This window comes from Vibrio proteolyticus NBRC 13287 (assembly GCF_000467125.1).
Lineage (GTDB): Bacteria > Pseudomonadota > Gammaproteobacteria > Enterobacterales > Vibrionaceae > Vibrio > Vibrio proteolyticus.
Map to the genome: position 1 here is coordinate 518549 of NZ_BATJ01000001.1, position 12783 is coordinate 531331.

Genomic DNA, 12783 nt, shown 5'->3' on the forward strand with positions numbered 1-12783 from the left:
TACTCAAAACATTGAGTTAAATCAGAGTATTGTCGTTATTTTGTCATAACGTGAAGATCTCGTACTCAGCTCTCAGCATCGTAGAACAGGCCCTGCTACTGTGTAGTTGGAGAAACTTTAAACAGAGGTCAACGTGCACGCTTTTGCCATCTTGTGTCTGGACAGTAATCCGGTCAGCGCTGAGCAGCTGCGCCATGAACTAACGCCGTTTTGCAGCCGATTTGATCTGCACACGGCAGATAGCCTGGAAGATGCTCAGTCTGCGCTGGAGTTCTGTCACGCCCGGGAACAAGCTGTCGCACTGGTGATCGCCAGCCACCATGAACAGTTCAACGGTGCCGACTTCCTGATACAGCTTGATAAATCGCCTCACACTCAAAGCGCACGAAAAATCCTCATCAGTTGCGGGCAGGACATCAATGCCATCCTCGCTGCCGTGAATGAAGGCCGGCTCGACCATTGCCTGACCAAACCGCTGCAAGATCAACTGGTGTATAAGACCGCGCAAAAAGAGCTCACCACATTCGTGCTTGAGCACGATTCGGACAACCTGCTTTATTACAGTCAGGTCCTGGATCAGCAGCGTCTGTTACGCACACACATAGAGCAGAAAATGCGTTCTTTTCGCGAGGGCTTTATCAGTGATCATCACACATTGTCAGACAACGAGTTGGCCGAACAGGTAATTGCTGCGCTGTATGCATTTTTTGAACAGGAAGACGAAACTCGCGCTTGCCGAACCTACTCCAGTCAGCACCTGCTGACCAAAGAAGGTGAAGAGAATCGCTTTTTGTGGTTTATTACCTCGGGCCAAGTCGCCCTGTATAAAACCGATGATCAGGGTATTGAGCGAGAAGTGGTCAGGCACAACAAAGGCAGTATTGTCGGAGGTATGTCGTTTGTTACCGGTGAACGTTCGTTTTCCACCGCGGTGACCCTCACCACCACGGATGTCATCAAACTTGACCGGGATGTGTTCAGCAAAGTCATGCACTCCAATACCACCCTCTTGCCTCTGTTTACCAACTTACTGTTGCGCCATTTTAACCGCCGGCTGCAACGCAGTATTGTCACCAAGCTTGAACTGCAGAAAACGCTGGAGTCACTGGATTCGGCGCATCAACAATTAATTGAACGAGAGAAGATGGCCATGCTGGGTCAACTGGTGGCAGGCGTGGCGCACGAGCTCAATAACCCGGTGGCGGCAATTCTGCGCGGAACGGAAACCCTGACGGAAAAAATGCTTCACCTGGTGAAGCAACCAGCGGAAGCCGAACTGGCCATACAAGGCACACAGTTGCTGGAAGAGGCACGCTCTGCCCGTCCGGTATCAACTGCACAGGAGCGTACTCTGGCCAAACAAATTGAAGCGGATATCGGTGATCGTTTACTGGCGAAAAAAATAGCGCGGCTGAATCTTGCTGACAATGCCGAGCTTATGCATCTGGCTAAACACGCCCCCAGTAAAGCACAGCAAAAGCTAGCGCAACTTGAGGCTTATCATCTGACGGGTAGCACGCTACGGTCAATTAATGTCTGTGCCCAGCGCATTGCCGATATGGTCAAAAGCCTCAAAGGCTATGCCCGCCCAGATGATGAAACATACCACGATGTTGATCTTCACGAAGGCATTGAAGATACGCTCGTGATCTTCGAAAACCGGCTCAAGCGCCATACCTTGGAAAAAGAGTACCATCCGCTGCCTCCTGTTCGCTGCCAGCCTATCGCTCTGCAACAAGTTTGGACGAATCTGATTTCAAATGCGCTCGATGCTTTCCCCGCGCATGGCGTACTGAAAATTTCGACCCAACATGTTCAAACCCAACAACAAAACTGGGCGCTGATCACGTTTGAAGATAACGGTCATGGCGTGCCCGAAGCTTTGCAAGCGCAAATCTTTGAACTCAACTTCACCACCAAACGGGAAGGTAACTTCGGTCTCGGCATTGGTTTGTCAGTCTGCCTGCAAATCATCAACCAGCATGGTGGCCAGATCGAAGTCGAATCCCAACCGGACGAATACACTAAGATGAAAGTCTGGCTGCCGATTACAGCCACCCCACAACAAATGACAGGAACTAGCGATGAATAAATACCTTATTTTGTGTGTTGATGACGAACGTGACGTTCTGGACAGTGTGCTTCAGGACATCGATTGTTATGAAGAAAGTTTTATCGTCGAAGGAGCAGAATCGGTATCAGAGGCGAAAGAGATCATCGCGGAATGCCAAGATGAAGACGTCAAGCTCGCGTTGATACTCTGTGACCATATTATGCCAGAACAGACAGGGATCAGTTTTTTGATCGAACTGAGTGAAAACCCACAAACCGCCGCCGCCCGCAAGATTCTCCTCACAGGTCAGGCCGGTTTAGAAGACACCGTCGAAGCGGTCAATCACTCCAGCCTCGACTTTTACATTGCCAAGCCCTGGCAGGGAGAAGCCCTGCGCAACGTCATCAAGTCGCAACTGACTGAGTATATGATTCACCACGAAAAAGACTTGATGCCTTGGGCATCCATTTTAGACACGGAGAAAATTTTTAACGCCATCGCAGAAAACAGAATCAGTTTTGGCGAATAAGGTCATTAAATAGTCATTCCATGGCATATTAATTGCTAGAACTTTAGCTCAATGACAAAAGAATGACATTTTTTAATGGTTTGCATCACCAGTGTTGCATTATCATATTTGGAAGTGTCGCGGTGCGACCGCTAGAGACCACGGAATCAATTAAAAATAGGTTTATGTTTACTATGCGCAAAACAATTCTTGCAGCAGCGCTGTTGCTTGCATCCGGGCAGTCACTTGCTCAAACCGATCCGAACAGTCCGTCCGTAATGAGTAACTTCAGCTACGACTACATCGAGGCACGTATTGGTGCAAGCCCTGTTACTTTCGGTACGGCTATCAGTAAATCTATCCACCCTAACGCTCATATTATCGGTCGTATTGATTCAGAGTTTGAAGGTGACTACGACGCGGCTGCGGGTTTTGGTTTTCACGCGCCGATCAATAACTGGGCAGATTTGACGGGTGAAATGCTATTCCGTTTGGTCGACGATGGCGACCACAGTGCGGACAGCGGCATGGAAATTAACGTCGGTGTACGCCAATGGCTTGGCCCACAGCTCGAAGTCGGCGGTAAAGCCGGTTATGTTTCTATCGACGACGACGATGACTGGATCGGTTCAGTTTACGCGCGCTTCCACTCTACTGAGCTCTTCTCTATCGGCGCCGAAGCCCGTATTAACGACTTTTACGGCGACCAACTGATGTTCACAACACGCTTCAAGTTCTGATCCCAGCCCGAATGAAAAAAAAACCGAGGTCTCTTTACCTCGGTTTTTTTTGTCTCTCGACGGTTATTGGCAACAGGCCAGCAGTTGGCGTTTTTTCGGCTCCTGGAGCAGTTTCCAGTGGATGCCGTCGATGGCACCAGCAAATTTCCATAGCAGTTTAAGATCGACATCATTGCCGTAAGCGTGACGAACCCGGGAGAACACCTCCGCGGCCCCCAGCTCAATAAAGGTTTCGACATCATCGACACCTGCTTTTTTAACCATGCGCTCCAACGTCAATTGCATGTTCGGCAAATCACGCAGGCGCCGGCTGGCAGTCGATTTCTGAAATTCACGTTGGTTAACGGAATGTTTTATAGACTCTCGAACAATGTGCTCCAATTTCTCGTGACGCGATTCAAACAGCTTGGTGATGTCGTAATAGTTTACAGTGGCCGTCGTTTGTTTCTTCACGTGGCGATACTTTTCACACGCCAGATCGCCCAGCAGATCATCCAGATGGTCTCCACCCCGGATAAATAGCCGTTCGCCTGCAATCAGTGAAAACATCGCTTCAGACTGAAACAGCCCGATCCCACCAAACATAGAACGTTTCTGAAAAACACCAAATTGACTCACGTAATCGGTAAAAGCTTGCTCTGTCATATCCATTGATCCTCATAATCAGTCCCCCCGATTATTGTTGTAATCACCAGACAGTAGCAGTAAGCGAAATATTGATAACTTTATCGAAATTAAAAGTATATTTATTGACGTCATTGCGCCTTATTTTTCTCAAATGATAGTTAACGTAGCAAAATAAGTCTGGGCATAGCTCACACGATTTGATTAATTTACAAGCCCATATGAGACTGATATCACAATTAGTCGCGGTTAAAATAGCGTCGGTCCGGCAACATAACCGCACTTCGGTTCCAAAAAGTGATCTACTCCACTTTGGGTGACAGATATTTAGTTGCCGATTATCCTCTCGCACCGTTAAACTGTATTGAGTACGCAAAAATATTGTCTATTCATGAACCATTTATCTTTTTACTGGCTACCCGAAAACCAAGAGCTGCTTTTAAAAGGAATTGAAAGCGAGTTTGCTCAGTTGATCGAGCAGTCGCTCAGTACCGGCAAAATCAGTCTTCCTCCTATCTCCGAAGTAGTCATTCGTATCCAAAAACTATGTACTCAGGACACCACTGGCATCTCTGATGTGGCGGATTGTCTTCTTGAGGACCCGGGACTTGCGGCAATTGTCATTCGAGTAGCGAACTCGGTGATCTTCAACCGCCGTAATATCACCTGCACCGACCTGCTGACGGCAGTATCGAGGCTGGGGCTTCTTCGCGTACGTGACATCGTTACGGCGCAAGCCATAGAACAACTGAAACATTCAGTCTCACTCAGCAATGAGTGCAATCAGATCCTCGCCCGCAGCGCAGCCACCTCGCGAGAATTGGCCGCAACGATGGTGTTGGTGACGCGTTCGTTCCATCAAAGTGGCGATCCGGCATACCAGCACATTGAGACAGACAAAGCCCTGTTGGTTGGCCTGTTGGCCGATATTGGACTGTTCTGCCTGGTGAACGAGTACTACCTCTATCTGGAACAGGGCAACTATCTCGACCAACACATTGCGTTGCAGATCTTCAACTCTCAGTGTTCCAGCACCAGCCAGCTGGTCCTTAACCGCTGGGGGTTCGATCAGGATTTCATTGATGTGGCCGCCAATGCCCGACACGAATCCGGTGTGGATGTTATCTCCTATCTCGACATCGCGCGGATCGCTAATCACTTGTTGATGTTCCGTCGTAAAGACGAAGCCATTGACGAGCACCATGTAGAAATTGACGTAACCGGCGCTGACGTGCTGTACAAATTATCCAATTTAAGTGATATTGAGTTTAAAACTCATATTGACGACGTCATCAATGCTAGCGGCCTGTAAGGCCGCTAGTCGCATTTTCTACAAAGGAATACAATGTTTACAGGGATGCTGTTTATCTTTGCCCCGTTGGTGCTGGGGTATTTTATTGTCATATCTAACGCCAACCAACTGGCGCAAATCAATAAAACCACATCTTCTCTCATCTACGTCATACTGGCGTTGATGGGGCTGAGTTTGGCTGCACTGGACAATCTCAGCCATAACCTGCAAACCATACTTGAGTACACCGCGGTATTTTTTTCCGTCCTCGGCCTGTGCAATCTGGCAGCGCTCCCCTTAATTGACCGTTTTTTGCCTATTCAGACCGATGCCAGCCACACAAAACTCCCGTTATCGAGCATGGCTCTTGAATCTGCCAAGCTGATTCTGGTGGTCGGTGGTGGATTGCTTGCCGGTCTGGTAGCGCCGTTCGGCCTGCATTGGGTGGATACTGCCAGCGAGTGGATTTTGTTTGTATTGCTGTTTTTTATCGGCATTCAGCTTAGAAACAGTGGTCTGACCCTGCGCCAGATTCTGCTCAATAAACACGGGATGGTGATTGCCATGGTGATCATCGCCACCTCTTTGCTGGGCGGGCTGATCGCCGCCTGGGTTCTCGAGATTGATCCATACCGAGGCTTGGCCATGGCGTCCGGCTTTGGCTGGTACTCCTTGGCGGGCATACTGATGGGCGATGCGTTTGGTCCGGTATACGGCGGCGCCTCGTTCATGATTGAACTGCTGCGCGAACTTGTCGCTTTGGTGGTGATCCCGTTGCTGATTCGCAGCCAGCCGTGCACTGCCATCGGATACGCCGGAGCCACTGCAATGGACTTTACCCTGCCAGTCATTCAGACCACTGGTGGCGTGCGCTGTGTCCCGGTGGCTATCGTCAGTGGTTTTATCCTCAGCTTGCTGGTACCGATACTGATGCTGTTCTTTGTCTCTCTTGCAAGCTAGATCGCAGGAAAGTATCACTATTTCCTCTAGAATTGCGCTCAAATAATAACAACAGTAGGGAAAAGTAATGTTTCCGGAACACGATATGTCCGGCCTTTACGCCCCACTTCAGCTTAAGAAAAAAGGAAAGATTATGAAACGCTTACTGGTTGCGGCTCTGCTTAGTGCCACATCGTCAATGGCGATGGCGGCAGACAATGCGTGTCTGTCCAAGAAATACGATGCGTACGTGGATGCCTCAATGACTTGGTATCAGGATCTGGCCAAACTGACGGCGGAAAAGTACCCGGAGTTGAAAGAAGTCAGCGACTGGTTCCTGCAAGGTCGTGAGCATCACTTTGAACTCAACCGCGCAGCCGTGAAATATTACCTCGACAACGATCCGTCTAAAGTCGCGACCGAGCGAGCGGTAGAAGCCTGGCTAAAGCTGGATCAGCAGGATATTAAAGTCTTAGCCTCACGCAGTGATGAACTGGGTAAGATCGCCAAAATCACCTACGATGATCGCCAGTCCAAACCACACAGCCAGAATTATGATTTGCGCAGCGCGTTTGCTGAGCTGCTCAGTCATCCAAAACAAATTGACCCTGCTCTCCAGCGCTACAATCAGGCGATTGCAAAAGCTGAAACTATCCAGTGTCAATAGCAGCACAGGCCAAGCGTCAGTCGCACCACTCAATTAAGACGGGACTTTAGTCCCGTTTTCGTTTAGATTGTCCCGCTCGCAACTGAAGAAAAATAAACACTAGCTGTATGGTATCAGAACAGAAAACGGCGGACGTGAGCTTCGAGAGCCTGCTCCGAATCTTCACCATTCCCGAAGGGCCAGATTCCACACTGACCAAAATCGAAGAGAAATTATCGCAGAACCTGAATGTGTTCTTGCGCGATCATATTGTTGCCGAAGAAAAGCCACTGCGTGACATCGAGAAGGATTTCGCCTACGCCACCATTCCCGAGCAACCCTCTTTTGTCTCTGACCATACGCAGCACCTGCTGGATACACTGGTGTCTCACTCAGTCCACACGTCTGCCCCCAGCTTTATCGGTCACATGACCTCCGCGCTGCCCTATTTTTTGATGCCACTATCAAAAATCATGATTGCGCTCAATCAGAACCTGGTCAAAATCGAAACCTCCAAAGCCTTTACGCCGTTAGAGCGTCAGGTTCTGGGTATGCTACACCGTTTGATTTATACCCAGGATGAGGAATTTTATGCGCAGTGGATGCACAGCGCCGAGCACTCTTTAGGTGCATTCTGCTCCGGCGGTACCATCGCGAATATCACGGCATTATGGGTGGCACGCAACAACGCCTTAAAAGCCGATGGCGAGTTCCTGGGGGTTGAAAAAGAAGGCCTGTTCCGTGCGCTGAAACATTACGGCTATGAAGGTCTGGCGATCGTGGTTTCTGAACGGGGTCATTATTCGCTGAAAAAAGCGACGGACGTACTGGGCATTGGACAGCAGGGCCTGATTGCCGTTGACACAGACGAACATAACCGGATCAAACCGGCAGCGCTGCAAGCGACGTTGAAGCAGTTAAAGTCTGACAAGATCCTGCCGTTCGCGGTTGTTGGCGTCGCTGGCACCACTGAAACGGGCAATATTGATCCACTCAGAGAAATCGCTGAGATCTGCTCTGACGAAGGTTGTCATTTCCACGTTGATGCGGCATGGGGCGGCGCGACTTTAATGTCCAATACCTACCGCCGCTTATTGGATGGCATCGAACTGGCCGATTCTGTCACCATCGATGCCCACAAACAACTCTATATTCCTATGGGTGCCGGCATGGTGTTATTCAAAGATCCCAATGCCATGCAGGCCATTGAGCACCACGCGCAATACATATTACGCAAAGGCTCAAAAGATCTGGGCAGCCACACTCTGGAAGGGTCGCGCTCCGGTATGGCGATGCTGGTTTACGCAGCCATGCACATTATCAGCCGTCCGGGTTATGAATTGCTGATTGATCAGAGCATCAACAAAGCCCGCTATTTTGCCGATTTGATTAAACAGCAAGCTGACTTTGAACTGGTTTCCGAGCCTGAGCTGTGTCTGCTGACGTACCGCTATCTGCCAGAAAATGCTTGTCAGGCAATGCAAATCGCTGACAAAGAAGATAAACTGGCGTTAAATGAATTGCTCAACGAACTCACCCAGTTTGTCCAAAAGCGCCAGCGAGAAACCGGTAAAACGTTCGTTTCGCGCACCCGCCTGAATCCAGCACGCTGGGATCGACTGAATACCATCGTATTCCGGGTAGTTCTGGCCAATCCGCTGACCACGGACGACATTCTGCAATCGGTACTGGATGAGCAACGTGAGATCGTGCAACAAGCCCCGAATCTGATGGCCAGCATCCACACATTGTGTCAACGCATCCTAAACGGCTAGACCTTTCGATGAACAGCGAAATGAAATTTTCTTTCGTTTTGCTGTAATTCATCCATCATTAATCGTCTTTTTTATCTTTAAAATTGCTGATTTTTGGCTGAATTCTGTAGTTTTACCGAAATTTTGTTTGAGGCTTGTCATATTCTCACTAATTGATGTCGAGAAATGTTACTGTATCAATCATCGTTAGGTTTATACTCAACTTATGGCGTTGGCTACCAAATGCCTTACTGGAAGTCGATTATTTCCCCCATGCATGATTGGGTTTCAGGTATGGCCAATGAAATGTGCTCTATACCCTCGTGAACACTATGAATACATTAGAAAAAATCCAAAAGAACCTGGAAAATTTCAGTAAGTCTGAGCGCAAGGTTGCGGAAGTGATCATGGCATCACCTCAGACTGCTATTCACTCGAGCATTGCGACACTGGCTAAAATGGCCGATGTCAGTGAGCCGACTGTTAACCGTTTCTGCCGCCGCCTGGATACTAAAGGTTTCCCAGATTTCAAACTGCACCTGGCTCAAAGCCTGGCCAACGGGACACCTTATGTAAACCGTAACGTTGAAGAAGACGACGGACCGGATGCGTACACACACAAGATTTTCGAATCGACGATGGCGTGCCTGGACGTGGCGAAAAATAGCCTGGATCCAATGCAGGTTAATCGCGCAGTCGATCTGCTGACGCAAGCAAAACGCATTTCGTTCTTTGGTCTGGGCGCATCGTCCGCAGTGGCCAAAGATGCGCAGAATAAGTTTATCCGTTTCAACATCCCCATCACATGCTTTGAAGATATCGTGATGCAGCGTATGAGCTGTATTAACTGTACCGATAACGATGTGATTGTGTTGATTTCACATACTGGCCGCACCAAGAGCCTCGTGGAGATCGCTCATCTGGCACGTGAAAATGGTGCAACGGTAATTGCTATCACGGCAAAAGACTCGCCTTTGGATAAGGCTAGCTCGTTGTCGATTTCACTCGATGTACCGGAAGATACTGACGTGTACATGCCAATGGCCAGTCGTGTCGTACAGATGACGGTAATTGATGTGCTCGCGACGGGCTTTACGCTGCGCCGTGGCACCGGGTTTCGTGAGAACCTCAAGCGGGTAAAAGAAGCGCTGAAAGACTCACGCTACGACAAGCTGTCGCATTTCTAAACGCACGCATAAATTGATCCCAACGGAGCCTAAAGGCTCCGTTTTTTATCGCGTGATTTGCGGACTTTCACTCCCCACGACCCTCACCTCTCCCGAGTTCGGGCCGAGCGACAGCCGGTCGCATTGCGCCTGACAGCAACAGACCTGCTGCAGAATGTACACTAAGCGCTCCTGATTAAGTGGCAGCGGATTCCCTTTGATGGCTACCGACTTCAGTGCATCTTTGGCAACTTGCTCAAATGAAGTGGTACACACGCTAAACGTGCTCAACGGCGGTAAATCCAACGCAGCCAGTGTCCGCTCAACCCAAAGCACGCCATCTGCTGGCTTGGCATCGCTGCGCTCGCAAAGTAGCTGCGCCATTTTTTGATACCGCATCACAACGTCCTGGCGACCGGCTTCCGATGCCGCTGCAATGTTCTCACGCATCACATGGGGCGCTAATCTGGCGGTAATCACACTGTGAGGGGCACGAAGCTTGCCACCCAGCGCAGAAGCAAGGCCATGGGCAGCGCCCAGTTTGGCGTTGGTGATCGACAAAGACGATGCCAGCACTCCCTCACCAAAGAGAATTCGGGTGGCGGTCATAAACTGAAACATAACCTGTTCCCCTAAGTGGAATATGAACTGTGACTACTTTGCCTTGTTACACCACAAAAATATTTGACCTTGGTATCTATGTGGTTATAACCCCTATTTTAAACACGGTTTTCTGCGACACATCACACCGTATCCAGGCCATGAATCGCCTGGCTGAACACTTTGCAATCAATAGAGCCTGCCTATCAAAGCAAGAGGTAAATGTTGCTTTATTTCCGTATTTGGATAAGGCATAGTTGTCGCTAATAGAATAAAGGAGAAAGTTAATATGTTCGTAGTTATCTTCGGTCGCCCGGCTTGCCCATACTGTGTACGCGCAAAAGAGCATGCAGAAACTCTGAAAGCGAAACGTGACGACTTCAACTACCGTTATGTCGATATCCACGCAGAAGGCATCAGCAAAGCTGATCTGGAAAAGACTGTAGGTAAACCAGTAGAAACTGTGCCTCAGATCTTCATCGACCAACAGCACATCGGTGGTTGCGACGATTTCGAAGCTTACGCGAAAGAAAACCTTGGTCTGTTCGATTAATTGACAAGATTCTCACAAGCCCGCTATTTCAGCGGGTTTTTTGTATTTGTCAGGAAAGTGGAACTAATAATAAATTTAAAAAAATTTCACTTATCTTTTGGTAAGATTCAGATACAATTCGCAAACTTAACCTACTCCCCTCACTGGCACATTTAATAGAGCCGAGCCGTGAATATTGACGTCGTACACTTGCTTGAACAAAACCCCATCCTTCTAATCTTTGTTGTATTAGCGATAGGCCTCGCCTTCGGAAAAATACGTTTCGGAAACCTGCAACTGGGTAACTCCATTGGTGTCCTGATCACATCGCTGATCATGGGACATTTGGGTTTCTCGTTTAGCTCTGATGCACTGGCTATCGGCTTTATGCTGTTTATCTATTGTGTGGGCATTGAGGCCGGACCCAACTTCTTCGGTATCTTTTTCCGAGACGGGAAACATTACTTTATCCTCAGTATGGTCGTGCTGGTTACCGCAGTGTCGATCACCTACTTCTCCAGCCACTTCCTCGGACTCGACTTTGGTCTTTCCGCCGGTATGATGGCGGGGGCTCTGACCTCCACCCCGGTGCTGGTTGGTGCTCAGGATGCGCTGAACTCCGGACTCGCCACCATCCCGCACTCGATGGATTTCGACCTGGTGATGGAAAACTTATCTGTTGGTTATGCCATGGCGTATCTGATCGGTTTGATCAGTATGATCATGTTCGCCAAACTGCTGCCCAGGCTACAAAAGCAGAATCTGTCTGATTCCGCGCAGCAGATAGCGCAAGAGCGAGGCCTCGGTAGCTCAGGCCAGCGCAAAGTCTACCTGCCGATCATCCGCGCCTATCGTGCTGGCCCGGAACTTATCGACTGGACCGACGGTAAAAACTTGCGTGAGCTGGGCATCTATCGTCAAACTGGCTGCTACATTGAACGGATTCGCCGTAACGGCATTCTGGCCCACCCTGACGGTGACGCAATTCTTCAGGAAGGCGATGAGATTGCGCTGGTGGGTTTCCCGGACAGCCACGCTCGTCTTGATCCGAGTTTTCGTAACGGCAAAGAAGTGTTCGACCGAAACTTGCTCGACCTGCGCATCGTCGAAGAAGAAATCGTTGTCAAAAGCGACTCGATGGCCGGTAAACGTCTGTCTGATCTGAATCTGTCCGAATACGGTTGTTTCCTTAACCGTGTGGTGCGTGCACAAATCGAAATGCCGATGGATCAAGATATCGTGCTGGCAAAAGGTGATGTGCTACAAGTCAGTGGTGAGAAAAGCCGGGTACATGGCCTGGCCGAACGGATCGGCTTTATCTCAATCCATAGTCAGATGGCAGACTTACTCGCCTTCTGCAGCTTCTTTATTCTCGGGCTACTGTTTGGTCTGATTACCATGACGTTCGGCCAGGTGTCTTTTGGCCTGGGTAACGCTGTCGGGCTATTGTTGTCCGGGATCACGCTTGGTTTCTTGAGAGCTAACCACCCCACCTTCGGTTATGTCCCTCAGGGGGCACTGAACATGGTGAAAGACCTCGGCCTGATGTTTTTCATGTCCGGTATTGGCCTCAGTGCGGGTGGCAAAATGTTCGAACATCTGGCGCAAGTGGGGCCACAGGTCATCGGCATCGCCTTCTTAGTCAGTGTCGTCCCGGTTGCGCTGGCGTATCTGGTTGGCGCCTACATCCTTAAGATGAACCGCGCATTGTTGTTCGGTGCCATCATCGGTGCACGTACCTGTGCCCCGGCCATGGACATTGTGAACGACTACGCCAAATCAACCATCCCGGCACTGGGTTACGCGGGAACATATGCCATCGCCAACATTTTGATGACCTTAGCCGGTACGGTACTGATCATCCTCAGTTGATCGGTGTGCAGACTCCAAGACTAAAAAAGGCGCTCTACGGAGCGCCTTTTTGTTTCAC

General features: G+C 49.5%; 11 protein-coding genes and 1 pseudogene. 10 read left to right on the top strand and 2 right to left on the bottom strand.

Annotation, left to right across the window (positions count from 1 at the left end; all coding sequences use genetic code 11):
* Positions 1 to 133 precede the first annotated feature (133 nt).
* The 3 genes from VPR01S_RS02250 to VPR01S_RS02260 all read left to right on the top strand — a co-directional run bounded on the left by VPR01S_RS02250 (position 134) and on the right by VPR01S_RS02260 (position 3301).
* Positions 134 to 2092, top strand: a complete 1959-nt coding sequence (locus VPR01S_RS02250; RefSeq protein ID WP_021703673.1) for an ATP-binding protein — start codon at positions 134 to 136, stop codon at positions 2090 to 2092.
* Complete coding sequence (locus tag VPR01S_RS02255) at positions 2085 to 2582, top strand: response regulator (RefSeq protein ID WP_021703674.1); 498 nt, start codon at positions 2085 to 2087, stop codon at positions 2580 to 2582. Before VPR01S_RS02250 ends, VPR01S_RS02255 begins: the two co-directional genes overlap by 8 nt.
* A gap of 173 nt (positions 2583 to 2755) precedes the next feature.
* Positions 2756 to 3301, top strand: coding sequence for a hypothetical protein (locus VPR01S_RS02260; protein ID WP_040902135.1), 546 nt, complete (start codon positions 2756 to 2758; stop codon positions 3299 to 3301).
* Positions 3302 to 3364: 63 nt separating this feature from the next.
* Here VPR01S_RS02260 and VPR01S_RS02265 read toward each other — a convergent pair whose 3' ends face one another.
* Entirely contained in the window at positions 3365 to 3952 is a 588-nt protein-coding gene (locus VPR01S_RS02265) for a TfoX/Sxy family DNA transformation protein (protein WP_021703676.1), read from the bottom strand.
* Positions 3953 to 4316: 364 nt separating this feature from the next.
* Between VPR01S_RS02265 and VPR01S_RS02270 the strand changes: the two genes are divergently transcribed.
* From VPR01S_RS02270 to VPR01S_RS02290, 5 genes are all read left to right on the top strand, one after another.
* Positions 4317 to 5237, top strand: coding sequence for an HDOD domain-containing protein (locus VPR01S_RS02270; RefSeq protein ID WP_021703677.1), 921 nt, complete (start codon positions 4317 to 4319; stop codon positions 5235 to 5237).
* A gap of 33 nt (positions 5238 to 5270) precedes the next feature.
* On the top strand, positions 5271 to 6176 hold the full coding sequence (locus tag VPR01S_RS02275; RefSeq protein ID WP_021703678.1) for a LysO family transporter: 906 nt from the start codon (positions 5271 to 5273) through the stop codon (positions 6174 to 6176).
* 133 nt (positions 6177 to 6309) lie between these two features.
* Positions 6310 to 6822: a hypothetical protein gene (locus tag VPR01S_RS02280; protein ID WP_040902205.1), complete on the top strand. Its 513-nt coding sequence runs from the start codon at positions 6310 to 6312 to the stop codon at positions 6820 to 6822.
* Between the two features lie 107 nt (positions 6823 to 6929).
* On the top strand, positions 6930 to 8576 hold the full coding sequence (gene panP, locus VPR01S_RS02285; RefSeq protein WP_021703680.1) for a pyridoxal-dependent aspartate 1-decarboxylase PanP: 1647 nt from the start codon (positions 6930 to 6932) through the stop codon (positions 8574 to 8576).
* Positions 8577 to 8887: 311 nt separating this feature from the next.
* A complete protein-coding gene (locus VPR01S_RS02290; protein WP_040902137.1) occupies positions 8888 to 9742 on the top strand; it encodes a MurR/RpiR family transcriptional regulator in 855 nt (284 codons plus the stop codon).
* Between the two features lie 45 nt (positions 9743 to 9787).
* On the opposite strand, the pseudogene VPR01S_RS02295 reads toward VPR01S_RS02290, so the two are convergent.
* Positions 9788 to 10294 (bottom strand): annotated as a pseudogene (locus VPR01S_RS02295) (dehydroquinate synthase/iron-containing alcohol dehydrogenase family protein); the annotation flags it as partial.
* A 316-nt stretch (positions 10295 to 10610) separates the two neighbouring features.
* Between VPR01S_RS02295 and VPR01S_RS02300 the strand changes: the two are divergent.
* Complete coding sequence (locus VPR01S_RS02300) at positions 10611 to 10874, top strand: GrxA family glutaredoxin (protein ID WP_021703683.1); 264 nt, start codon at positions 10611 to 10613, stop codon at positions 10872 to 10874.
* 168 nt (positions 10875 to 11042) lie between these two features.
* Entirely contained in the window at positions 11043 to 12725 is a 1683-nt protein-coding gene (locus VPR01S_RS02305) for an aspartate:alanine antiporter (RefSeq protein WP_021703684.1), read from the top strand.
* Positions 12726 to 12783: the final 58 nt, after the last annotated feature.

Bases quoted from the DNA above. Each gene is read 5' to 3' on its own strand.
- VPR01S_RS02255 (WP_021703674.1), top strand. From the start codon at position 2,085: ATGAATAAATACCTTATTTTGTGTGTTGATGACGAACGTGACGTTCTG.
- VPR01S_RS02260 (WP_040902135.1), top strand. From the start codon at position 2,756: ATGCGCAAAACAATTCTTGCAGCAGCGCTGTTGCTTGCATCCGGGCAG.
- VPR01S_RS02265 (WP_021703676.1), bottom strand. From the start codon at position 3,952: ATGGATATGACAGAGCAAGCTTTTACCGATTACGTGAGTCAATTTGGT.
- VPR01S_RS02270 (WP_021703677.1), top strand. From the start codon at position 4,317: ATGAACCATTTATCTTTTTACTGGCTACCCGAAAACCAAGAGCTGCTT.
- VPR01S_RS02275 (WP_021703678.1), top strand. From the start codon at position 5,271: ATGTTTACAGGGATGCTGTTTATCTTTGCCCCGTTGGTGCTGGGGTAT.
- VPR01S_RS02280 (WP_040902205.1), top strand. From the start codon at position 6,310: ATGAAACGCTTACTGGTTGCGGCTCTGCTTAGTGCCACATCGTCAATG.
- panP (WP_021703680.1), top strand. From the start codon at position 6,930: ATGGTATCAGAACAGAAAACGGCGGACGTGAGCTTCGAGAGCCTGCTC.
- VPR01S_RS02290 (WP_040902137.1), top strand. From the start codon at position 8,888: ATGAATACATTAGAAAAAATCCAAAAGAACCTGGAAAATTTCAGTAAG.
- VPR01S_RS02300 (WP_021703683.1), top strand. From the start codon at position 10,611: ATGTTCGTAGTTATCTTCGGTCGCCCGGCTTGCCCATACTGTGTACGC.